Annotated in this window: 16 protein-coding genes and 1 tRNA gene; 16 read left to right on the forward strand and 1 reads right to left on the reverse strand. The window is 71.4% G+C overall.

Annotated elements, in window-relative coordinates; all coding sequences use genetic code 11:
- Window positions 1–10: 10 nt before the first annotated feature.
- Complete coding sequence (locus tag ACFVXE_RS12840) at window positions 11–469, forward strand: Rv3654c family TadE-like protein (RefSeq protein ID WP_389671283.1); 459 nt, start codon at window positions 11–13, stop codon at window positions 467–469.
- Here the strand turns inward: ACFVXE_RS12840 and ACFVXE_RS12845 are convergent.
- Window positions 375–2888: a DEAD/DEAH box helicase gene (locus ACFVXE_RS12845; protein ID WP_389671173.1), complete on the reverse strand. Its 2514-nt coding sequence runs from the start codon at window positions 2886–2888 to the stop codon at window positions 375–377. The two genes, ACFVXE_RS12840 and ACFVXE_RS12845, sit on opposite strands and share 95 nt — an antisense overlap.
- A 78-nt stretch (window positions 2889–2966) precedes the next feature.
- Here ACFVXE_RS12845 and ACFVXE_RS12850 point away from each other — a divergent pair, with 78 nt between their 5' ends.
- The 15 genes from ACFVXE_RS12850 to ACFVXE_RS12920 all read left to right on the forward strand — a co-directional run bounded on the left by ACFVXE_RS12850 (window position 2967) and on the right by ACFVXE_RS12920 (window position 23626).
- Window positions 2967–3320 (forward strand): STAS domain-containing protein, encoded by a 354-nt coding sequence (locus tag ACFVXE_RS12850; protein WP_003967428.1) that lies wholly within the window; start codon window positions 2967–2969, stop codon window positions 3318–3320.
- A 452-nt stretch (window positions 3321–3772) separates the two neighbouring features.
- Window positions 3773–4240, forward strand: a complete 468-nt coding sequence (locus tag ACFVXE_RS12855) for an ATP-binding protein (RefSeq protein WP_389671175.1) — start codon at window positions 3773–3775, stop codon at window positions 4238–4240.
- Between the two features lie 283 nt (window positions 4241–4523).
- The gene (locus tag ACFVXE_RS12860) at window positions 4524–6965 is read left to right on the forward strand and encodes a sodium-translocating pyrophosphatase (RefSeq protein ID WP_389671177.1); all 2442 of its coding nucleotides are present in this window, start codon (window positions 4524–4526) and stop codon (window positions 6963–6965) included.
- Window positions 6966–7482: 517 nt separating this feature from the next.
- On the forward strand, window positions 7483–8106 hold the full coding sequence (locus ACFVXE_RS12865) for a small secreted protein (protein ID WP_389671179.1): 624 nt from the start codon (window positions 7483–7485) through the stop codon (window positions 8104–8106).
- Between the two features lie 81 nt (window positions 8107–8187).
- Window positions 8188–9696: a methyltransferase gene (locus ACFVXE_RS12870; protein ID WP_389671181.1), complete on the forward strand. Its 1509-nt coding sequence runs from the start codon at window positions 8188–8190 to the stop codon at window positions 9694–9696.
- A 61-nt stretch (window positions 9697–9757) separates the two neighbouring features.
- Window positions 9758–10765, forward strand: a complete 1008-nt coding sequence (locus ACFVXE_RS12875) for an ArsR/SmtB family transcription factor (RefSeq protein WP_389671183.1) — start codon at window positions 9758–9760, stop codon at window positions 10763–10765.
- Window positions 10766–10845: 80 nt separating this feature from the next.
- Window positions 10846–11919 (forward strand): ATP-binding cassette domain-containing protein, encoded by a 1074-nt coding sequence (locus ACFVXE_RS12880; RefSeq protein ID WP_389671185.1) that lies wholly within the window; start codon window positions 10846–10848, stop codon window positions 11917–11919.
- On the forward strand, window positions 11916–12707 hold the full coding sequence (locus ACFVXE_RS12885; RefSeq protein ID WP_389671187.1) for an ABC transporter permease: 792 nt from the start codon (window positions 11916–11918) through the stop codon (window positions 12705–12707). Before ACFVXE_RS12880 ends, ACFVXE_RS12885 begins: the two co-directional genes overlap by 4 nt.
- 20 nt (window positions 12708–12727) lie before the next feature.
- Window positions 12728–13543 carry an ABC transporter permease gene (locus tag ACFVXE_RS12890; RefSeq protein ID WP_389671189.1) on the forward strand — a complete coding sequence of 272 codons (816 nt, stop codon included), beginning with the start codon at window positions 12728–12730 and terminating at the stop codon, window positions 13541–13543.
- Window positions 13544–13724: 181 nt separating this feature from the next.
- Complete coding sequence (locus tag ACFVXE_RS12895; protein WP_389671191.1) at window positions 13725–13922, forward strand: hypothetical protein; 198 nt, start codon at window positions 13725–13727, stop codon at window positions 13920–13922.
- Between the two features lie 346 nt (window positions 13923–14268).
- Complete coding sequence (gene topA, locus ACFVXE_RS12900) at window positions 14269–17139, forward strand: type I DNA topoisomerase (RefSeq protein ID WP_389671193.1); 2871 nt, start codon at window positions 14269–14271, stop codon at window positions 17137–17139.
- A 193-nt stretch (window positions 17140–17332) separates the two neighbouring features.
- On the forward strand, window positions 17333–20458 hold the full coding sequence (tmk, locus tag ACFVXE_RS12905; RefSeq protein ID WP_389671195.1) for a dTMP kinase: 3126 nt from the start codon (window positions 17333–17335) through the stop codon (window positions 20456–20458).
- A gap of 143 nt (window positions 20459–20601) precedes the next feature.
- Window positions 20602–21807 carry a DNA polymerase III subunit delta' gene (locus ACFVXE_RS12910; protein WP_389671197.1) on the forward strand — a complete coding sequence of 402 codons (1206 nt, stop codon included), beginning with the start codon at window positions 20602–20604 and terminating at the stop codon, window positions 21805–21807.
- An 86-nt stretch (window positions 21808–21893) separates the two neighbouring features.
- Window positions 21894–23426, forward strand: coding sequence for an alpha/beta hydrolase (locus ACFVXE_RS12915; RefSeq protein ID WP_389671199.1), 1533 nt, complete (start codon window positions 21894–21896; stop codon window positions 23424–23426).
- A 126-nt stretch (window positions 23427–23552) separates the two neighbouring features.
- Window positions 23553–23626, forward strand: a tRNA-Thr gene (locus tag ACFVXE_RS12920).
- Window positions 23627–23855 lie beyond the last annotated feature (229 nt).

Here is a 23855-nt window from a genome sequence, read left to right on the forward strand (position 1 = left end):
GGTGCGGGCGATGGCGGGCGCGACCGAGCGGTGGGCGCGGCGGGTGCTGGGTGCCTTGGGGCGGGGGCGTGGGGCGGGGAGCGACCGGGGTGTGGCCACGGTCTGGGTGGCGATGACCGCGGCCTCACTCTGCGCGGTGTTCGCGGTCGTGCTCGCACTCGGACAGGCGGTGGCCGCCCGGCACCGGGCGGCCGGGGCGGCGGACCTGGCGGCCCTGGCAGCGGCCGATCGCGCCCTGCAGGGTGCGGAGGCGGCGTGCCGGGCGGCCAGGGAGGTGGCCGTGGCGCAAGGCGCGGTGGTGGTGCGCTGCGCCGTGCAGGGGGAGATCGCCGACGTGACGGCCCGGGCGCGGTTCGGGCCGTACGGACCGGAGATCAGGGCTCGGGCGGGCCCTGCGACGGACGGTCCGGGCCCGCCGGGCTCCGCGGCTGCTCCGGGTCCGGCGGGGCGGACCGGAGGAGTTCGGTGAGGAGGCGGACGGCGCCCCGCTTGTGCAGCGGGTCGTTGCCGTTGCCGCACTTGGGGGACTGGATGCATGACGGGCAGCCCGCCTCGCACTCGCAGGACGCGATGGCCTGGCGGGTGGCGATGAGCCAGCCGCGCGCGGTGTGGAACGCCCGCTCGGCGAATCCGGCGCCGCCGGGGTGGCCGTCGTACACGAAGACCGTCGGCAGCAGGGTGTCGGGATGCAAGGGGACGGAGACGCCGCCGATGTCCCAGCGGTCGCAGGTGGCGAAGAGCGGCAGCATCCCGATCGACGCGTGTTCGGCGGCGTGCAGGGCACCGCCCAGGATCTCCGGGTTGATACGGGCGGCGTCCAGCTGGTCCTGGGTGACCGTCCACCACACGGCGCGGGTGCGCAGAGTACGGGGCGGAAGGTCGAGTTTGGTCTCGCCGAGGACCTCGCCGGTGATCAGTTTTCGACGGAGGAAGGAGACGACCTGGTTGGTGACCTCCACGGAGCCGTAACAGAGCCTTCCGTCGCCCCACGGGATCTCGCTGTCGGTCTCCAGGACGGCGATCGAGGTGGTGTCGCGGGCGGTCGTCGAGTACGGCGGATCGGCCTTCTCGACCAGGGCCACCGAGTCCTCCAGATCCAGTTTCCGGACCAGATAGGTGCGGCCCTGGTGGAGGTGGACGGCTCCTTCGTGGACGGCGGTGTGCGCCGCCGACTCGTCGACGGTCCCCAGCAGCCGGCCGGTGCCCTCCTCGACGATCTGGACCGGGCGGCCGCCCTCGCCGCGGATGTCGGTGAGGTCGGCGGCCCGCTCCCGGCGGGTCCAGTGCCATCCCGACGCCCGCTTGCGCAGCAGCTTCGCCGCCTCCAGCTGCGGCAGCAGTCCGGCCGCGGCGGGGCCGAACAGTTCCAGGTCGCTCCCGGTGAGCGGAAGCTCCGCGGCGGCGGCGCACAGATGGGGGGCGAGGACATACGGGTTGTCCGGGTCGAGCACGGTCGACTCCACGGGCTGCTGGAACAGCGCCTCGGGGTGGTGGACGAGGTAGGTGTCCAGCGGGTCGTCGCGGGCCACCAGGACGGCCAGGGCCCCCTGGCCGGCGCGCCCGGCGCGGCCCGCCTGCTGCCAGAGCGACGCCCGGGTGCCGGGGTAGCCGGCGATGACGACGGCATCCAGGCCCGAGACGTCGATGCCTAGTTCGAGGGCGGTGGTGGCGGCCAGGCCGAGCAGCCGGCCGGAGTGCAGGGCGCGTTCCAGGGCCCGGCGCTCCTCGGGGAGGTAGCCACCGCGGTAGGCGGCGACCCTGGCGGGCAGCGACGGGTCCACCTGGGCGAGCCGCTCCTTGGCGATGACGGAGATGAGCTCGGCGCCACGCCGGGAGCGCACGAAGGCGACCGAACGGACGCCCTGGACGGTCAGGTCGGTGAGCAGGTCGGCGGTCTCGGCGGTGGCAGTACGGCGCACCGGGGCGCCCTTCTCGCCGTGCAGCTCGGTCAGCGGCGGCTCCCACAGGGCAAAGACCAGCTCGCCGCGGGGCGAGGCGTCGTCGGCGACCTCCATGACCCTGAGGCCGGTGAGACGGCCTGCGGCGACCGACGGCTGCGCCGCCGTGGCCGAGGCGAGCAGGAACACCGGATCGGCCCCGTACCGGGCACAGAGGCGACGGAGGCGGCGCAGCACCTGGGCGACATGGGAGCCGAAGACACCGCGATAGGTGTGGCACTCGTCGATGACGACATAGCGCAGCGCGCGGAGGAAGGAGGACCAGCGGGGATGGGACGGAAGGATTCCGCGGTGCAGCATGTCCGGGTTGGTCAGGACGTAGTTGGCGTACTGACGTACCCATTCGCGTTCCTCGACCGGGGTGTCGCCGTCGTAGACCGCGGGTCTCACCGCGTTGCCGAGCGGCGCCGCGAGCTCCTTGACCGAACGCCGCTGATCGGCGGCGAGCGCCTTGGTGGGCGCGAGGTACAGGGCGGTCGCGCCCCGGCCGTTGGGGGCCTCCGAGCCGTCGAGCAGGGCACTGAGGACCGGGGCCAGATAGGCGAGCGACTTGCCGGAGGCCGTTCCGGTGGCGATCACCACGGATTCGCCGTCCAGCGCGTGTTCGGCGGCGGCCGCCTGGTGCGCCCACGGGCGGACGATTCCGGCTTCCTGGATGGCGGCGACCACTTCCGGTCGGATGCGATCCGGCCAGATGGCATGGGTTCCCCCGCGCGGGGGCAAGTGCTCCGTATGAGTGATGCGCGCGGCCCGGCCCGCCCCTGCGGCGAGCCGGTCGAGGACCATGGCGGGAGAGGGGCGGGAGTCCCCGCTCTCGGGTGGTCGACTGGGGCGGTGATTCTTGGCCATCGGCACCGAGTGTGTCACCGCTGTGACGGACAATGGTCCCAAGGCGTCGTGCATGGCTGCTGGTAAGTGATTGAATGCCATCGCGGCTGGCGATCCGTCCCCTGGCTCCGTCGGGGAGACCGAGGGGCGACCGCTCGATAGCAAGGTGCTGGAGGATCCGTGGACCTGTCCTTGTCGACTCGCAATGTGTCCGGCCCTGGTGGCGACCGTACGGTCGTCGAGGTCGGTGGCGAGATTGATGTGTATACCGCGCCCAAGCTGCGCGAGCAGTTGGTCGAGTTGGTGAATGACGGCAGCTACCACCTGGTTGTCGACATGGAAGGTGTCGATTTCCTCGACTCCACCGGCCTCGGCGTGCTCGTGGGCGGCTTGAAGCGTGTCCGGGCCCATGAGGGCTCACTGCGCCTGGTCTGCAACCAGGAGCGCATTCTCAAGATCTTCCGGATCACTGGTCTGACCAAGGTGTTCCCCATCCACACCACGGTCGACGAGGCGGTCGCGGCCACCGACTGACGGCCGGCTCGCGCTCGGACCGGTTCGCGCCGGTCCGGCGGAGCAGTCGGTACGGAAGGCGGCCGGCCCGGTGGACAACCGGGTCCGGCAGGTGGTCCGACGACCCGTTCGGCGGGCGACCGGTTCGGTGGATCTTCGGGATGCCGGTTCAGTGGCATCCCGGAAGCCGGACCGCGCCGGTTCGACGCGGGTGGCCGGAGGGTGGCCGTGGGCTGCCAAAAGACGGCTGCCGTTGTTCCGCAGGCCCGTATGTCGCAGGCCGGGCGAACCGTCGGTCGGCCGCCAGGGCGGGCAGGCCGTTCGTCAGGACGGTCCTTCGCCCGGCCGGTCGCCGGCAGGTCTGCCGAGCACCGGTGACCGGTGGCCTCATGGCCTCCGGAGGAAGAGAGCAGGGTGCCGGGCAGTATGCCCGGGCCCCTGGGATGCAGGCCCGTATGTCTGAGGGGGATCGCATGGCCACCGTTGAACTCCGCTTCAGCGCCCAGCCCGAACACGTCAGAACGGCCCGCCTCGTGGCGGCCGCGGTGGCGCGCCGGGCCGGGGTCGACGAGGCAGTGCTCGACGAGGTCAGACTCGCCGTCGGTGAGGCCTGCAGCCGCGCCGTGGGGCTGCATCGCAGCTACGGAATCACCGCTCCGGTCACCGTCCTCCTGATCGAGGAGGAGAAGTCCTTCTCGATCGAGGTCGGTGACGGGGTGCCCGGCCCGGGTGAGGAAACCGGGGCCGAGACAGGCCCCGGGGCATCCGGCGCCACGCCCGGGGCGGGGCTCGACGCGCCCGACGCCGATATCGACGGCGAGGACGAGATGGGTCTCGCGGTCATCAGCGGTCTGGTCGACGATGTGGAAGTCAGCTCGGGAGCCGACGGCGGAGTGATCCGGATGAGCTGGCCGAAGCTGCCCGCAACGGTGCTTCCCTGAGGCCACCCGCGTCCCGGCGGGCCCGCCCGTACCGGCTGCGCCTGATCCACCGTCCTTGATCCGCTTTCTGAGGCCCTGCCGAGCAGGGCCTTTTTCATTTCTGCTTGATCGATGATCTGCTGACAATGCGCCTGCCCCATTACTGCATTCGGAGCAATGTAGGACGCGATCAAATATCGATCGGTGGGCGATTGTTGATTTACATTTCCCGCACACTGTTTTGATCAGGCTCTGCTCCCTACAATCCGTCCACGTCTTGAGCGCTGAGCGTCAAGGAGGACGTATGGCGGGCTTCTTCAACACACCACTGGCAGAACTGCCCGAAGTTTCCGCACTTTCCGACCGACCCACCGCCCTCGCGGCCGCGGTGCTCACCGATGACAACCGTGTCATCGTGATCGCCGTCGCGGTCGTCGCCGTCGCCGCACTGATCGTCGCCCGGCTGCTGGTACGCCAGGTGCTGGCGGCCGGCGAGGGCACCGACCGCATGAAGGAGATCGCTGCAGCCGTCCAGGAAGGCGCCAATGCCTATCTGGCCCGGCAGCTACGCACCGTCGGCATCTTTGCCGTCGTGGTGTTCTTCCTGCTTCTGCTGCTTCCTGCCGACAACTGGTCGCAGCGTGCGGGCCGCTCGTTGTTCTTCCTGGTGGGCGCGCTTTTCTCGGCGGCCACCGGATACATCGGCATGCGCCTGGCCGTACGCAGCAATGTGCGTGTGGCAGCCGCCGCGCGCGAGGCGACTCCGGCAGAAGGCGAACCGGAAAAAGATCTCACCGAGGTATCGCACCGGGCGATGAAGATTGCCTTCCGCACGGGCGGCGTGGTCGGCATGATCACGGTGGGGCTCGGGCTGCTCGGTGCCTCCTGCGTGGTCCTCGTCTACGCCGCCGACGCCCCCAAGGTGCTGGAGGGCTTCGGGCTCGGTGCCGCGCTGATCGCCATGTTCATGAGGGTCGGCGGCGGCATCTTCACCAAGGCCGCCGACGTCGGGGCCGACCTCGTCGGCAAGGTCGAGCAGGGCATCCCCGAGGACGACCCGCGCAACGCCGCCACGATCGCCGACAACGTGGGCGACAACGTCGGTGACTGCGCGGGCATGGCGGCCGACCTCTTCGAGTCGTACGCCGTGACACTCGTTGCCGCGCTCATCCTCGGCAAGGCGGCCTTCGGCGACGCCGGGTTGGCCTTCCCTCTGATCGTCCCGGCGATCGGCGTGGTCACCGCGATGATCGGCATCTTCGCGGTCGCCCCGCGGCGCGCCGACCGCAGCGGGATGACCGCCATCAACCGCGGATTCTTCATCTCCGCGGTGATCTCGCTCGTCCTGGTGGGGGTGGGCGTCTTCGTCTATCTGCCGTCCTCGTACGCCGACCTGGACGGTGTCACCGACAGTGCGATCACCACCCATGGCGGTGACCCGCGCATCTTCGCCCTGGTCGCCGTCGCCATCGGCATCGTGCTGGCCGCACTGATCCAGCAGCTGACCGGCTACTTCACCGAGACCAACCGGCGCCCCGTCCGGGACATCGGCAAGTCGTCGCTGACCGGCGCCGCGACCGTCGTACTCGCCGGGATCTCCATCGGTCTGGAGTCCGCCGTCTACACCGCGCTGCTGATCGGACTCGGCGTCTACGGGGCGTTCCTGCTCGGTGGTACGTCGATCATGCTGGCGCTCTTCGCGGTGGCCCTCGCCGGTACCGGGCTGCTCACGACCGTCGGAGTCATCGTCGCGATGGACACCTTCGGACCCGTTTCCGACAACGCGCAGGGCATCGCCGAGATGTCCGGCGACGTCACCGGCGCCGGGGCCCAGGTCCTCACCGACCTGGACGCCGTCGGCAACACCACCAAGGCCATCACCAAGGGCATCGCCATCGCCACCGCCGTTCTGGCGGCGGCGGCGCTCTTCGGCTCCTACCGCGACGCGATCGCCACGGCGGTCGACGACGTGGGTGCCAAGGCCGGGGAGATGACTCTGAGCCTCGACATCTCGCAGCCGAACAACCTGGTGGGGCTGATCCTCGGTGCGGCGGTGGTCTTCCTCTTCTCCGGGCTGGCCATCAACGCGGTGTCCCGGTCCGCCGGGGCCGTGGTCTACGAGGTGCGGCGGCAGTTCCGTGAGCACCCCGGGATCATGAGCTACACGGAGAAGCCGGAGTACGGGCGCGTCGTCGACATCTGCACCAAGGACGCGTTGCGCGAGCTCGCCACGCCCGGGCTGCTCGCAGTGCTGGCCCCGATCGCGGTCGGATTCACCCTCGGCGTCGGAGCGCTCGGTTCGTACCTCGCGGGCGCGATCGGCACCGGGACACTGATGGCGGTCTTCCTCGCCAACTCCGGCGGGGCCTGGGACAACGCCAAGAAACTCGTCGAGGACGGTCATTACGGCGGCAAGGGCAGCGACGCCCACGCCGCGACCGTGATCGGTGACACGGTCGGCGACCCGTTCAAGGACACGGCGGGACCGGCGATCAACCCGCTGCTCAAGGTGATGAACCTGGTGGCGCTGCTCATCGCCCCGGCGGTGGTGCAGTTCAGCTACGGGGCGGACGCGAGCGCGGGCGTCCGTGCCGTGGTGGCGGTGCTCGCCCTCCTGGTCATCGTCGGCGCGGTCTATGCCTCGAAGCGCCGCGGGATCGCCGTGGGCGACGAGGAAGAATCCGGTGGCGGGGACGAGGACGGCGGCGCGTCCGCCAAGTCGAGCGATCCGGCGGCCGTTTCCTGAGGGGCGTGCAGGGAGAAGGGCGAAGAACTGCAGGCAGTACCTGACCGGCCTCGGGACGGGAAGGGACCCGTCAAGGGACGGGCGGACGACGCATTCTGATGTGTTGTCCGCCCGTCCGCCCGTCCGCCCGTCCGCCCGTCCGCCCGTCCGCCCGTCCGGACCCTGCCCGCTCGCCCTCGCCCGGCTGCGGCCGTTCGTGCGACTCCCGGTCCACCCAGGTCCACCCCGGTCCGCCCGGTCCGCTCCCGGCTGCCGGCCCCGCCGGTCGGTCCGCCGGCCCCTCGCCGGGCCCGTTTCCGTGTCCCGGCTGTCTGTTCGTCAGCTCGCACGAAGTCCGTCGACCGAGCCGCTTGTCGGCGTGTCGGATGCGTTCACCCGTTCGCGCGTGAGTTGTATCTCCCTCATTTCGCTTGGTGCAAATGGCTACAAATGGCTATCCATCGGACGCTCAGCACCCGGATGGAGCTCATTTGGCGTGTAAGTTCCGGGGCCGAGAGCCTTGGAAGGGACCGATCCGGTGAACAAGAAGCTTGCAGCCGCACTGTCCGGCGGTGCGGTACTCGTACTTGCGCTGTCGGGCTGCAGCGACGACAACAGCAGCGACAACAAGGTCAATGACTGGGCCAAGAAGGTATGTGACCAGGTCAAGCCCCAGCTGCAGAAGATCGCGAACGCCAACGCCGCCATCCAGCAGCAGACCGCCGACAACAGCAAGCCCGCCGATGTCCAGAAGACCGACTCGACCGCCTTCCAGCAGATCTCGCAGGCGTACAAGGCGCTGGGCGCGGCTGTGGACTCGGCGGGCGCACCGCCGGTCGACGACGGTGAGACCACGCAGAAGGAGGCCGTGAAGGAGCTCAACGCCTCCTCGGCCGCGTACGCGAAGCTGCAGAAGAAGGTCGACGCGCTCGACACGAAGGACCAGGCGAAGTTCGCCGACGGTCTGAAGGGCATCGCCGACGAGCTGAACAAGATCAGCACCAATGGTGACCAGGCGCTGAAGAAGCTCCAGTCCGGAGAGGTCGGCGCCGCGATGGCCAAACAGCCGGGCTGCCAGAAGCCGACGGCCTCGGCCCCGCCCGCCGCCACGCCCTCGAAGAAGCCCGCTTCGCCGTCCGCGTCGCCCAGCAAGAAGTCCTGACAGCTGCTTCACGACCGGCCCGGCAGCCCCCGTGGCTGCCGGGCCGGTGCCGTTGTCGGTGGAAACGGCCACAATGGGCGGGTGAGTAAGACCAGTCTCCCCGCGTCCGACCGTTCGCCCCGGCTCCGCGAAGCCCTGCTTGCCGCCGACTTCACCGCCGACGGGCTCCTCGACCTGCTCGGCGCGCCCGCCTACGCCGCGCTCGCCCGCAGCGAGACGGTCCCGGCGCTGCGGGCCACCCGTGGCGACTCCCCGCTCGACACGCTGGTGCGGCTCTTTCTGCTCCAGCGCCCTGTCCCGTGCGAACAGGCGCGCGTCGCCCTTCCGCTGGACGAGTGCATCGAGGACGGCTGGGTGGTCCGCGAGGGCGACGAGGTGCGGGCCACCGTCGATGTGCGGCCGTACAGCGGGCCCGAGACGCAGGACTGGTTCATCGTCTCCGACCTGGGCTGCGCGGTCGGTGGCGCGGGCGGCATCCGTTCGCACGAGGAGGGAGTGGTCCTCGGCGTCGGCGGGGCCTCCTCCACCCTCGCCGGGATCACCGTCCGCGGGCCCGTCGCCTCCGCCCTCGACCTCGGTACGGGCTCCGGTGTCCAGGCACTGCACGCCGCGCAGCACGCCACCCGGGTCACGGCCACGGACCTCAACCCCCGGGCTCTCGCGTTCACCCGGCTGACTCTTGCCCTGTCCGGCGCCGCACCGGCCGATCTGCGCGAGGGCTCGCTCTTCGAGCCGGTCGGCACCGAGACGTACGACCTGATCGTCTCCAACCCGCCGTTCGTCATCTCGCCCGGCGCCCGCCTCACGTACCGCGACGGCGGCATGGGCGGCGACGACCTGTGCCGGACGCTGGTGCAGCAGGCCGGCGACCGGCTGGCCGACGGGGGGTACGCCCAGTTCCTCGCCAACTGGCAGCACGTCGAGGGCGAGGAGTGGCAGAGCCGGCTGCGTTCGTGGGTGCCGCGCGGCTGCGATGCCTGGATCATCCAGCGCGAGGTGCAGGACATCACGCAGTACGCGGAGCTGTGGCTGCGCGACAGCGGCGACCACCGCACGGACCCGGTGGAGTACGCCGCGCGGTACGACGCATGGCTGGACGAGTTCGAGGCCCTCAAGACGAAGGCCGTCGGCTTCGGCTGGATCACGCTGCGGAAGTCGGAATCGGCTGTGGAGAACCCGTCGATCGTGATCGAGGAGTGGCCGCATCCGGTGGAGCAGCCGCTCGGAGAGGCGGTGGAGGCCCACTTCGCGCGCCAGGACTACCTGCGGACCCACGACGACGCGGCTCTCCTCGCCGACCATTTCACGCTGGCACCGGAGGTGGTGCAGGAACAGGTCGGCCTGCCCGGCGCGGAGGACCCCGAGCATGTGGTGCTGCGTCAGAACCGCGGCATGCGGCGCGCGACGAAGGTGGACGCGGTCGGAGCGGGCTTCGCCGGCGTTTGTGACGGCACCCTGCCCGCGGGCAGGATCCTGGACGCGATCGCGCAGTTGATGAACGAGGACCCGGTGCTGTTGCGCGACCGCACGCCGCAGGCGATCCGGCTGCTGGTGGAGGAAGGCTTCCTGACGCCGGCGGGGCAGGCCTGACGGGGCGCGCGTCGACGGGTGAGGGGGATGCGATGAGGCCGGTGGGGAGTGTGGCGGCGCGGTGATCCGGATCGAGTTGGACGAGGCGGCGCTCGGTGCGACGAGGATCGCCATCAGCCCGCTGTGGGACGCCTTCTGCAGTCTGCATCTGATCAAGCCGCACCGCACACCCTCCTGGCCGTACGAGGAGTGGGCCGTACGGGCCCGCAAGGTGCTGCGCGAGGACGACCGGACCGCGGCGCTGCGGCTGCTGATCGACGGCCGGACCAACTTCCCGGACTTCCTGCTTCCCCGTCCGGTCGGGGCGTCGTCGGTGGAGACGGAGCTGGACACCATCAGGGCGACGCCGCCCGAGGCCGTCCGGGCCGGGATCCAGGAGCACTACGCGGGGCTGGAGGACCATCCCCGCATCCGCCCCTACCTGGACGACCCCGAGGCGGCCTGCGCCGCACTCGCCGACGCGTACGCCGCGTACTGGGAAGGCGCGCTGGCGCCCCACTGGCCGACCATGCGGCGTCTGGTCGAGGACGAAGTCCTCATCCGTGCCCGGACCTTCGCGACCGAAGGCGTCGACGCGCTCTTCGCGGGGTTGGAGGCACAGGCCAGGTGGACCCCGCCCGTGCTGGAGCTGACCAAGCACATCGACGCCGAGTACCGGGCGGGCGAGCGGCGGCTCCTGCTGGTCCCGCTCGTCTTCGCCGAGGGCTGCCGGCTCTACTCCACCGATGATCCCGAGGTCCTCGCCGTCTCCTTCCAGGCCAGGGGCGCGGGCGCGCTGCGCGAGCGGGCCGCGACCGGGCCGGAGGCCACCGACCGGCTCGGTGTGCTGCTCGGGCGGGGCCGGGCCTCGGTCCTTCGCCAGCTCGGCGGACCGCTCACCACAGCCGGCCTGGCCGACCGGCTCGGCCTCGCACCGAGCACGGTCTCCGAGCACCTGTCCGTCCTCGCCGAGGCGGACGTCGTCACCCGCCACCGGGTCGGGCGCAGCGTCTACTACCAGCTCACCGACACCGGCCGGGCGCTGCTCGCACTGCTGTCGGGCGAGGACGTGCTCCGCGCCGTCTCCTGACCGGACCGGGGTGTGAACGACGATTCGGCAGCGCCCGAATCAATGGCGGGTGCGGCACGTACGGGCCTAGCGTCCGCGCCATGCTTGCGATCGAGGCGAACAATCTCCGCCGCACCTACACCAGCCGCACCGGCTTCCTGCGCCCCCGCCGCACCGTGACCGAGGCCGTGCGCGGCGTCAGCTTCGAGGTGGCGCGCGGCGAGCTGTTCGGACTGCTCGGCCCCAACGGCGCGGGCAAGACCACGACCATCAAGATGCTCAACACCCTGCTGCTGCCCACCTCCGGCACCGCCCGCGTGCTCGGACACGACGTGGCGTCCGACCCGGTGGCCGTACGCCGCAGGATCGGCTACGTCTTCGGCGGCGACCGGGGGCTGTACGACCGGCTCTCCGCCCTCGACAATCTGCGCTACTTCGCCGAGCTGTACGCGGTCGAGCCGCGCGACCGCAAGCGGCGGATCGCCGAACTCCTCGACCTGGTCGGCCTGGCCGGCCGGGAGAAGGAACGCGTCGAGGGTTACTCGCGCGGCATGAGGCAGCGTCTGCACATCGCCCGCGGCCTGCTGCACAAGCCCGATGTCCTCTTCCTCGACGAGCCGTCCATCGGTGTCGACCCGGTGGCGGCGCGCGACCTGCGCCGTACGGTCGCCGACCTGCGGGCCGGGGGCACCACCGTCCTGCTCACCACCCATTACATGGCCGAGGCCGACGAGTTGTGCGACCGGATCGCGGTGATCGCGGGCGGCACGATCCGGGCGCTGGACACCCCGGAGCGGCTCAAGTCCCTGGTGCAGGGGCGCGACATCCTGGAGATCGAGGCCCACGGGGCGGCCGACGAGCACCTCGACCGCATCCGGGAACTGCCGGGAGTGCGGGGGGTGGCGGCCGAGGACCGGGGCAGCCGGCAGGCCGTCATCGTGCAGACGGAACGGGGCGCGGAGCTGCACTCACGGGTCCTGGCGGCGCTCGACGGGATCCGGATCGGACGGGTCGTCACCCGCGAACCCACCCTGGAGGACGCGTACATCGCGATCGTCGAGGAGGCCGCGCAGCCCGAGGAGGCACGGAGCGGTGCGGACAACGGCGCGGACACCGGTCCGGCCGGCGGCTCCCGCACCGCTGTGGCCGCCCCGTCCGAGGAGGCGGCGGTATGACCGTGTCGCGGGCCCTTCGCCTGACCGCCGTCGGAGTGCGGACCCATGTCTCGTACATGAGCCGCTCACCGATCGAAATCACCTTCGCCGTACTCGTGCCACTCGTGTACGCGACCCTCGCCGTCTATCTCTTCCGCGCCGCCGACGACCCCGACCGGCTGCTCACCGCGGCCGTCGGGGCGGGGCTGATGGGCATCTGGTCCTCGGTGCTCTTCGGGTCGGGCGGAGCCGTACAGAACCAGCGATGGCTCGGCACCCTGGAGACGCTGGTCAGCTCGCCCACACCGCTCTCCCTCGTCCTGCTGCCCATCACCCTGGCCACAGCCGTCATCGGTACGTACGCCATGGGCGCGACCGTGCTCTGGGGGGCCGTGCTCTTCGATGTGCCCCTCGACTTCGCGCACCCGCTGCTCTTCCTGGTGGCCGTACCGGTGTGCGTCCTGTCGCTCGGGATGATGGGGCTGCTGCTCGCCGCCACCTTCGTCCTGCTGCGCAACGCCAATGCGCTCGCCAACCCGCTGGACGCGCCCGTGTGGCTGCTGTCCGGGATGCTCGTGCCCGTCACGGTGCTGCCGGACTGGACACGCCCGGTCTCCTGGGCGCTGCCGACCACTTGGGGTTCGCGGGCCGTGCACGCGGCGACCTCGGGAGGCGCGTCCGTCGGCGGGGTGCTGACCCCGATGGCCGTCGCACTCGCACTCGGCGCGGTCTACGCGCTGCTCGCCGTGCTCGTCCTGGGGCGGGTCGAACGCCGCGCGCGGGCCGCCGCCACCCTCTCCCTCGCCTGACACCCTGGAGTTACGCCCCCATGCTCTCCCGCATTCCCCACCTCGCCCGGCGCACCGTCCGTGCGCTGCGACTCGTCGTGGTCGGCGGCGCCCTCTCGTACCGGGCACTGTTCAACTGGACGACACCGCCCATGTTCATCGGCACCCTGCTGGTCGGCCCGCTGCTGCAACTGCTGTTCTTCGTCTTCCTCGGGCGGCAGCTCGGCGTCGCCGACGACCGCTTCTACCTGCTGGGCAACGCCGTGGTCGCCGCCTCCACCGCCTGCGTCTACGGCGGCACCATGGCCATCGCCAACGAGCGCCGCTACGGCACGCTCGGAGCGGTGCTGCTGAGCCCTCGGCATCGGGCTCCGCTCTGGTTCGGGCGCGCTCTTCCCTATGTACTGAACGGCCTCCTCATCAGCGTCTTCACGCTCACTGCCGCCTGCCTCCTGCTCGGGCTGCGGATTCCGGTTGGCTCGCTGCCGGGTCTCGGTGCGGTGCTCGTCGCCGCCGCGGCCGGCTGTTCCGCCTTCGGGCTCGCCCTGGGGGCGCTCGGCCTGCGGTTCCGCGACGTGTTCCTGGTGTCCAACGTGGCGAGTTCCGTACTCCTCCTGCTCACCGGGGCGAATGTGCCGCGGGAGACCCTGCCGGGGTGGATGCGGGCCGTCGGGGACGTACTCCCGCTGACCCATGCCGCCGAGGCCGCCCGGCAGTTGTCCGCGGGGGGTGGCCTCGACCGGGGGCGGCTCGGCGCCGAGCTGGCGACGGGGGCCGGGTACGCGGTGCTCGCCGTCGTCCTGCTGGCCTTCTTCGAACGAGGCAGCAGGCGTCGCGCGACCCTCGACGTGATGTGAATCCGGCCGTCGCGCACCGGCTCCGGCCGACCGTGGCCGGTCACCGCCGCGGTATGCGGCGGCCGGAGTTCACCCGGGGTTCGTGTCGACGACGCCCGTGCGTGGCAGCGTCGCCCTGACGCGAGGCGACTCGGCGCAGGCACCGGCTCCGGGCCGGGCCCGGACAGAGAGGCGTACGGACATGGAGAGCGGACCTGCGATCTTCGCCGGGGCGGCGTTCGCGCTGTTCGGGGCCGCGCTGCTGGTCTGGACGGGGGCGCGAGTCATGCACCGCGCGCCGGTCGCGCACGGGGTGAGCCCCGTCGTCTCCACCGCACTCGCCACTCTGTTCGGCGTACTTTTCCTCGTCCTCGGCGTGTGGTGCTTCACTCACGTCTGATCCATTTCCCTCCCCGGTGCCACCGGGTCCCCGCCGCGCCCCGACCGGGCGGCCACCGGTCCCGGATCCGCGAACACGCCCGGGATCCCGGCCCCTCTCCCCCGACCGCCGCAGCGCGGCCACAGCACCTCGAAACCCGCAGGCGGTGACCGGGCGCACCGCGTATCGGGCGGTCCGGGCGGCAGGAATGGCGGAAGTCGGGTTACCGTTCGAGTGGCCGTTGCGGGCTTTTGCCGTTTGACACGGGGGCGGGTTGTACCGTCACACTCCGCAGCGACAGCACCGTCGGCAGCGTCATCGCGCTGCCCGGATGCCCACTGAGTGTCGACCGGAGAGAAGAGCGAAGTTGTCCCCGACCAGCGAGACCGCACAGGGCGGCCGCCGACTCGTCATCGTCGAGTCGCCTGCCAAGGCGAAGACGATCAAGGGCTACCTCGGCCCCGGATACGTCGTCGAGGCGAGCGTCGGGCACATCCGCGACCTGCCGAACGGCGCCGCAGAGGTCCCGGACGAGTACACCGGCGAGGTCCGTCGGCTCGGCGTGGACGTCGAGCACGACTTCCAGCCCATCTATGTCGTCAACGCGGACAAGAAGGCGCAGGTCAAGAAGCTCAAGCAGCTCCTCGCCGAGTCCGACGAACTCTTCCTCGCCACCGATGAGGACCGCGAGGGCGAAGCCATCGCGTGGCACCTGCAGGAAGTGCTGAAGCCGAAGGTCCCGGTCCACCGGATGGTCTTCCACGAGATCACCAAGGACGCGATCCGGGCCGCCGTGGCCAACCCGCGCGAGCTCAACCAGCGCATGGTCGACGCCCAGGAAACCCGCCGTATCCTCGACCGCCTCTACGGCTACGAGGTCTCGCCGGTGCTGTGGAAGAAGGTCATGCCCCGGCTGTCGGCCGGCCGTGTCCAGTCCGTCGCCACCCGGCTCGTCGTGGAGCGGGAGCGGGAGCGCATCGCCTTCCGTTCCGCCGAGTACTGGGACCTGACCGGCACCTTCGCCACCGGCCGCACCGGTGACGCCTCCGACCCGTCGACGCTGACCGCCCGCCTCAGCGCGGTGGACGGCAGGCGGATCGCCCAGGGCCGCGACTTCGGTTCGGACGGACAGCTGAAGCCCGGCTCCAGCCAGGTGCTGCACCTGGACGAGACGAATGCCCGCGCCCTGGCCGCCGCGCTCGCCGACACCGCGTTCGCCGTACGGTCCGTCGAGTCGAAGCCGTACCGGCGCTCCCCGTACGCCCCCTTCCGCACGACGACCCTCCAGCAGGAGGCGAGCCGCAAGCTGGGCTTCGGGGCGAAGGCCACCATGCAGGTCGCGCAGAAGCTGTATGAGAACGGCTTCATCACCTACATGCGTACGGACTCCACGACCCTCTCCGACACCGCGGTTTCCGCGGCAAGGGCACAGGTCACGCAGTTGTACGGCGCCGACTACCTGCCGGAGAAGCCGCGCACGTACGCCGGGAAGGTCAAGAACGCCCAGGAGGCGCACGAGGCGATCCGCCCCTCCGGCGACCGCTTCCGCACGCCCGCCGAGACCGGCCTGACCGGCGACCAGTTCCGCCTCTACGAGCTGATCTGGAAGCGGACCGTCGCCTCCCAGATGAAGGACGCGGTCGGAAACTCCGTCACCGTGAAGATCGGCGGCCGGACAGGCGACGGCCGCGACGCCGAGTTCTCCGCGTCCGGCAAGACGATCACCTTCCACGGCTTCATGAAGGCGTACGTCGAGGGCGCCGACGACCCGAACGCAGAGCTCGACGACCGCGAGCGCCGGCTGCCGCAGGTCGCCGAGGGCGACGCGCTGTCCGCCGACGAGATCTCGGCCGACGGCCACGCGACCAAGCCGCCGGCCCGCTACACCGAGGCCTCGCTGGTCAAGGAGCTGGAAGAGCGCGAGATCGGCCGCCCGTCGACGTACGCCTCGATCATCGGCACCATCCTCGACCGCGGCTATGTCTTCAAGAAGGGCACGGCGCTCGTCCCGTCCTTCCTCTCCTTCGCCGTGGTCAACCTGCTGGAGAAGCACTTCGGCCGGCTGGTCGACTACGACTTCACCGCGCGGATGGAGGACGACCTCGACCGCATCGCGCGGGGCGAGGCCCAGTCGGTGCCGTGGCTGAGGCGCTTCTACTTCGGTGAGGGCGACGACGCCGCCAGTGGCTCGGCGTCCGCCGCGGGCAACGGCGACGGCGACCACCTCGGCGGTCTGAAGGAGCTCGTCACCGACCTCGGGGCCATCGACGCCCGGGAGATCTCCTCCTTCCCCGTCGGCAACGACATCAAGCTCCGCGTCGGGCGCTACGGCCCGTACATCGAGCGTGGGGAGAAGGACGCCGAGGGCCACCAGCGCCAGGACGTCCCGGACGACCTGGCTCCCGACGAGCTGTCCGTCGAGTACGCGGAGGAGCTGCTGGCCAAGCCGAGCGGCGACTTCGAGCTCGGTGCGGACCCGGTCAGCGGCAACCAGATCATCGCGAAGGACGGCCGGTACGGCCCCTACGTCACCGAGGTGCTGCCCGAGGGCACGCCGAAGACCGGCAAGAACGCGGTGAAGCCGCGGACGGCGTCCCTCTTCAAGTCGATGTCGCTGGACACGGTGACGCTGGCCGACGCGCTCAAGCTGATGTCGCTGCCGCGGGTCGTCGGCGAGGACGCCGAGGGTGTCGAGATCACCGCCCAGAACGGTCGCTACGGCCCGTACCTGAAGAAGGGCACGGACTCGCGGTCACTGACGTCCGAGGACCAGCTCTTCGACATCACGCTCGACGAGGCCCTGGCGATCTACGCCCAGCCCAAGCAGCGCGGGCGGGCCGCCGCGAAGCCGCCGCTGAAGGAGCTGGGCACGGACCCGGTGAGCGGCGCCCCGGTCGTCGTCAAGGACGGGCGCTTCGGCGCGTACGTCACCGACGGCGAGACGAACGCGACGCTGCGCACCGACGACAGCGTCGAGGACATCACCCCGGAGCGCGGCTACGAGCTCCTCGCCGAGAAGCGCGCCAAGGGACCCGCCAAGAAGAAGACGGCGAAGAAGGCCCCCGCCAAGAAGGCGACCGTGAAGAAGACCGCGGCGAAGAAGACCACGGCGACCGCGGCGAAGAAGACGGCGGCGAAGAAGACGACCACGGCCAAGAAGACGACGGCCGCCAAGAAGACGGCGACGGCGAAGAAGGCCCCGGCCAGGACGGCGTCGTCGGCCTCGGCCGAGGACTGACCGGACGCGAGGAGCGCCCCCGGGCGCCGGAGTGCTGAGACTCCGGTGCCCGGGGGCGCTTTTTCCTTTCGGCCTCTTTTCCCTGGGCGGACCGAGGCCGGGCCTCGCCCGCAGCCGGCCGATCCCCGCCCCGGACGCCCGTATGTTCGGACGGGGCCACCGGCGACCGGACCGCTCCGGATAGGCTGGGCGGATGACGCGAGCCGAGCAGCCAACGGTCGTGAGCCCCACCTCCGACACACTTGCCGCAGACTCACGCGAGCGCGCCGTACGAGCCCTGTTGCGTGTTCCCCCGCTGAAGCGGTTGTGGAGCGCCCAGCTCGTCGGCGGGATCGGCGATGCACTCGCCGTTCTCGTGCTGGTCCTGCTGTCGCTGCAAGCAGCGGTCGAGGGCTCATTCGGATCCGGATTCCGCGGGGCGGCCTTTGCCGTCGCCGCTGTCTTCGGTGCCCGAATCCTTGCCACGCTTCTCTTCGGAGCCGTACTCCTCGGGCCGTTGACGACGCTCGTCGCGCCCGGCGGACCGCTGGACCGGCGATGGCTGATGATCGGGGCGGACGGACTGCGGCTCGCGCTGCTGGTCGTCGCACCGCTCTGGATCGACTGGATGCCCGACAGGGCGCTCATGATGATCCTCATCACCGTCTTCGTCACCGGTGTCGGCGAACGGCTGTGGACGGTCGCCAAGGAGAGCGCCGCACCGGCGCTGCTGCCCGCCCCGCCCATCGAGGGCGCCGCGGTGCGCCCGCTGCCGGACCACCTCGACGCCCTGCGCCGGCTCTCCCTCCGTACCGACTTCGCCGCCGTCCCCGCGGCCGCGGCCGTGCTGCTGGTCGCCACGGTGATCGGCAATCTGCTCTCCTCCGGGCTGGAGTGGTTCTCCTTCCACCAGGCGGCCCTCGGCTCGTACGTCGCGGCGGGACTGTTCTCCGCCTCGATCTCGACCCTCTACTTCCTCGAACTTCCCGGTTCGCCGACGCCCCGCCCTCGCTCGCCCCTGGAGGGCCTGCGCCGGCCGGCCGGCGGTAACGGTCCGGACAAGGGCCGCACCGGCAGCCTCCCGCTGCTCGTCGGCACCTGCGCCGTGATCGCCGCGGCGATCGCCGCGGCGGCCGCCGTCGCCGCCCTGCACGCGGCCGACCTCGGTGGCGGACCGGCCACGTTCGCGCTGCTGATCCTCGCCCTGACGGGCGCCACCGGTGTCGGCATCCGTACCGCCGAGAAGGTGCTCCCCGCCCTGTCGCGCCGGCGGCTGCTGGCCTTCGCCACCGCCGTCACCGGAGTCGCGCTCCTCGCCATGGGTCTGGTGCCGGACACGGCGACCGTGGTCTTCCTCGCGGTCCTCGCCGGCTACGCGGCGGGCGTCGCGGCCAACACCGGCCACACGCTCGTCGACCAGGAGACCGAGGAGTCCCGCCGGGCCAGGACGGCCGAACACCTCCAGGCCGTCGTCCGGGTCCTGATCGCGCTGGGCGCGGTCGCCGGACCGCTGCTGGCCGCCGCGATCGGCACCCACCGCCTGACCGTGGGAGATTTCGTCTTCGCCCACGGCGGCGCCGCGTTCGCCCTGATGCTGATCGGAGCCCTGCTGCTGCCGGTCGCCGCGATCGTCCTCGCGAAGACCGACGACCGCTCCGGAGTGCCGCTGCGCCGCGATCTGCGCGAGGCGCTGCGTGGCGGCGAGCCGTCCGTCGCACCCGCCGCCACCGGCTTCTTCCTCGCCCTGGAGGGCGGCGACGGAGCCGGCAAGTCCACCCAGGTCGAGGCGCTCGCCGAGTGGATCAGGGCCAAGGGCCACGAGGTCGTCGTCACCCGTGAGCCGGGCGCCACGCCGGTCGGCAAGCGGCTGCGTTCGATCCTGCTCGACGTGTCGTCGGCCGGGCTCTCCAACCGGGCCGAGGCCCTGCTGTACGCCGCCGACCGCGCCGAGCACGTCGACTCGGTCGTGCGTCCGGCGCTGGAGCGCGGCGCGATCGTCATCTCCGACCGTTACATCGACTCGTCCGTCGCCTACCAGGGCGCCGGCCGCGACCTCTCCCCGACCGAGATCGCCCGGATCTCGCGCTGGGCGACCAGCGGTCTCGTGCCGCATCTGACGGTGCTGCTCGACGTCGACCCGGAGACCGCGAGGGAGCGGTTCACCGAGGCGCCCGACCGGCTGGAGTCCGAGCCGCCCGAGTTCCACGCCCGGGTGCGGTCCGGCTTCCTGACGCTGGCCGCGGCCGACTCGACCCGCTACCTGGTGGTGGACGCCGGCCAGGAACCGGAATCGATCACCACTGTCGTACGTCACCGGCTCGACCAGCTCCTGCCGCTCTCCGAGGCCGAGATCAAGGCTCAGGCGGAGGCGCGCAAGGCGGCCGAGGAGGAGGTCCGGCGCAAGACCGAGGAAGAGGCCGCGCGCAAGGCGGAGGAGGAGCGGCTGGAGCGCGAGCGCCAGCAGCAGCTCGCCAGGCTCCGCGCCGAGGAGGAGGAGCGCAGGCTCCGCGAGCTCCAGGAGGCCCAGCAGCGCGAGGCGGAGCGGCAGGCCGAGGAGGCCCGGCAGCGGGCCGAGGAAGCCCGCCGGATCGCCGAGGAGGAGCGGGTCCGTCGCGAGGCCGAGGAGCAGGCGCGCGAGGCCGAGCAGGCCCGGCTGCGCAGGCAGGCCGAGGAAGAGGCCCGGCTGCGCAAGGAGGCGGAGGCACGCCGGCTGGAGAAGCAGCGCAAGGCGGAGGAGGCGCTGCTGCGCGCCGAGGCGGCCCGGCGACAGGCCGAGGCCGATGCGGCCGCGGCGGCGGAGGCAGCCCGCGCGGAGGCGGCCGCGTCCGTCCCGGACAACGAGCTGACGGTACCGACGCCGGTCGTCCGCCCCAACGACGTGACGCAGCCGGTGCCGTCCCCGGTGGCCAGGCCGGACGGCGACGCCGAGACGTCTCTGCTCCCGAAGTTCACCGACCGGCCGGGGCGCCCCGCCCCACGGGACGCCGCGGGCTCCGCGGACGAGACGTCGGTGCTGCCCTCGGTACGCGACGTGCGGCAGACCCGGGACGACCAGCCGGAGGACCGGGTCCCGCGGGGGTTCTTCCGCGACGAGCACCCGGCCGGTGGCACGGCGGAGAACGAGAACGAGCGCACCCGGGAACTGCCGCAGATCAACGACCCGCGCGCGGCCCCGCCCGCCGAGGACGGGCCTCAGCGCGGACGCCGCCCCCGCCCGGACTGGGCGGAGGAGACCCCGCTGGACGATCTGCCCACGCTGGCCGACGAACTGCTCGGCGACCACGACGGCGACGACGAGGACCACGGCACCTCAGGACGGGGCCGCCGCCCGCGCCGCTGAACGGTTCCTGACGGGGGAGGGGCACCGGCACGTGCGCCGGGCCGGAGGGGTGCCGGTGGCGGACCGGATCGCCGGGATTGTCAGACCCTTCCCCCACAATGGGAAGCCGGAGCCGTAGACCACCACCGGAAGGGCGGTGACCCATGACCGTATGGGACGACCTGGTCGGCCAGGACCGAGTGCAAAAACAGCTCGGTGCCGCCGCCAGGGACGCCGATGCGCTGGTCACCGCCGTTTCCGCGGGGGAGCAGATGCCTCCCGGGTCGAAGATGACGCACGCCTGGCTGTTCACCGGCCCGCCGGGTTCCGGGCGGTCCACCGCCGCCCGCGCCTTCGCCGCCGCCCTGCAGTGCACGAGCCCGGACCGCGCCCTGGGAGGCGCACCGGGATGCGGCTTCTGCGACGGCTGCCACACCAGCCTCGTCGGCACGCACGCGGACGTCGAGGTGGTCCGCACGGACCTGCTCTCCATCGGTGTGAAGGAGACCCGGGAGCTGGTCCGCCGCGCCCAGCTCTCCCCGGCCGTCGGCCGCTGGCAGGTGATCATCCTGGAGGATGCCGACCGGCTCACCGAAGGCGCGGGAAACGTGCTGCTGAAAGCGGTGGAGGAGCCCGCGCCCCGCACGGTGTGGCTGCTCTGCGCGCCCTCGCTGGAGGACGTGCTGCCCACGATCCGGTCCCGCTGCCGTCATCTCACCCTGCGCACGCCCCCGGTCGACGCCGTCGCCGACGTGCTGATCCGGCGTGACGGCATCGACCCGGCGCGGGCCGCGTCCGCCGCCCGCGCCACCCAGGGGCACATCGGCCGCGCCCGCCGTCTCGCCACCGACGAGAAGGCCCGCGCGCGCCGCGCCGCCGTACTCAAACTGCCGCTCCGGGTGGATGACGTCGGTGGCTGCCTCAGAGCCGCCCAGGAGCTCATCGACACCGCCACCGAGGACGCGAAGCAGGTCTCCGAAGAGGTCGACGTCAAGGAGACGGAGGACATGAAGGCCGCGCTCGGCGCCACCGCCGGAGGCCGGATGCCGCGCGGCACGGCGGGGGTGATGAAGGAGCTGGAGGACAAGCAGAAGCGCCGCAAGACACGGACCCAGCGCGACAGCCTCGACCTCGCCCTCACCGATCTGACGGGCTTCTACCGCGATGTGCTGGCGCTGCAGCTGGGCTCGCAGATCGCCCTCGCCAATGTCGATGTACGGGACGCACTGGACCGGATCGCCCGGTCCTCCACACCGGAGCGCACCCTGCGCCGGATAGAGGCGGTGATCGCCTGCCGCCGGGCGCTGGACCGCAACGTGGCCCCGCTGCTCGCGGTGGAAGCGATGACGATGGCCCTGCGCGCCGGCTGACGCGGCCGCAGCCCGTCCCGCACCGCCGATTCATCCGAAAGGGTAAGAAATCAGGTGAGTCGTCCCCCGAGGGCTACGCTCCGGGGATGGATACCAGGCGACTGCTCCGTACCTTCGCCACCGTGCTCGGCACGGCCGGCCTACTCATCTCCGGCTGCAGCAAAGGCAGTTCGACGACGAGCGCGTCGGGCTCCGTGCCCGTGGCGCCGTCCGCCGCGCTCCAGCCGTATTACGCACAGCATCTGAAATGGCGGGACTGCGGCGCCTCCGGTTTCCAGTGCGCCACGATGAAGGCCCCGCTCGACTACGGGAAGCCGACCGGTGGCGACATCAAGCTGGCCGTCTCCCGCAAGAAGGCCACCGGCCCCGGCAAGCGGCTCGGATCCCTGCTGGTGAACCCGGGCGGCCCCGGCGGCTCCGCCATCGGTTACCTGCAGAGTTACGCCGCCATGGGATACCCCGCCCAGGTCCGTGCCCGCTACGACATGGTGGCCGTCGATCCGCGCGGCGTCGCCGGCAGCGAGCCCGTCGAATGCCTCACCGGCCCGCAGATGGACGCGTACACCCAGGTCGACCAGACCCCCGACGACGCCGCCGAGGTCACGAAGCTGAGCACGGCCTTCAAGAAGTTCGCGGGCGGCTGCGAGCAGCGCTCCGGCAGAATCCTCCCGCATGTCTCCACCGTCGAGGCGGCCCGTGACATGGACGTCCTGCGCGCCCTGCTCGGCGACGAGAAGCTGAACTACGTCGGGGCGTCGTACGGCACCTTCCTCGGCGCGACGTACGCCGAGCTCTTCCCCGCCCGGGCCGGCCGGCTCGTCCTCGACGGTGCGATGGACCCGTCGCTGCCGTCCGAGGAGATGAACCGCGACCAGACCGCGGGGTTCGAGACCGCCTTCCAGTCCTTCGCCGCGGACTGCATCAAGAAGTCGGGGTGCCCGCTCGGCACGGCGTCCACCGCCGACGCCGCCACCCGTCTCAAGCAGCTCTTCGCCGGCCTCGACGCCAAGCCGGTGCCCGCGGGCGGCTCCCGCAAGCTCGGCGAGTCGCTCGCCACCATCGGTGTCGTCGCCGCCATGTACGACGAGGCGGCCTGGCCGCAGTTGCGTACCGCCCTGACCGCCGCGAAGAAGGGCGAAGGCTCGGGCCTGCTGGCGCTCGCCGACAGCTACTACGAGCGCCAGCCGAACGGCAGCTACGCCAACCTCATGTTCGCCAACGCAGCCGTGAACTGCGTGGACGCGCCCCCGGCCTTCAGCGGCCCGGCCGACGTGACCCGGGCCGCCCCCGGTTTCGAGAAGGCCTCCCCGGTCTTCGGCGAGGCCTTCGCCTGGGCCGCGCTGAACTGCGCCGACTGGCCCGCCGCGCCCACCGGAACCGCTCACCGCATCACGGCGAAGGGTGCGCCCCCGATCGTCGTGGTCGGCACCACCCGCGACCCGGCCACCCCGTACAAGTGGGCCCGGTCCCTCGCCGGCCAGCTCTCCTCCGGCACCCTCCTCACCTACGAGGGTGACGGCCACACGGCGTACGGCCGCGGTAGCAAGTGCATCGACACCGCGATCAACTCGTACCTCCTGAAGGGCACCCCGCCGGCTGACGGCAAGAAGTGCTCCTGACTCCCCGCGCCCCTCTCCGCCCCCCTGACCTGCGCATACGGCCTCGGGGGCGGGTGGTGCGGAGCACTCCCGGAAACTGTGTAGACTTAGCGACGCTGCTGATCGCACCATAGTGCGACAGGGCGCGCCGCCTTAGCTCAGTTGGCCAGAGCAACGCACTCGTAATGCGTAGGTCTCGGGTTCGAATCCCGAAGGCGGCTCTGTGGAAGCCTCAGGACTCACTCGCCGTGACCTGGGGCTTTTGCTTTTATTGGATGCGACGGCGCCGTCGACCGCGGGCCGCGCGAGTGTCGACCGCCTCAGTTCTGGTCTCAGTGGGGCCTGGAGCCGGCTTCGATTTTGCGGGAACGAAGAACTCCCCCCGGCCGTGTGGCGACTCCCGTCGTAGAGGCGGCGGTCGTATCCCGGCCTCCGCTGCAGGTGTGACCA

Origin of the sequence: Streptomyces sp. NPDC058231, from assembly GCF_042882275.1 — a bacterium.
Classification (GTDB): Bacteria; Actinomycetota; Actinomycetes; order Streptomycetales; family Streptomycetaceae; genus Streptomyces.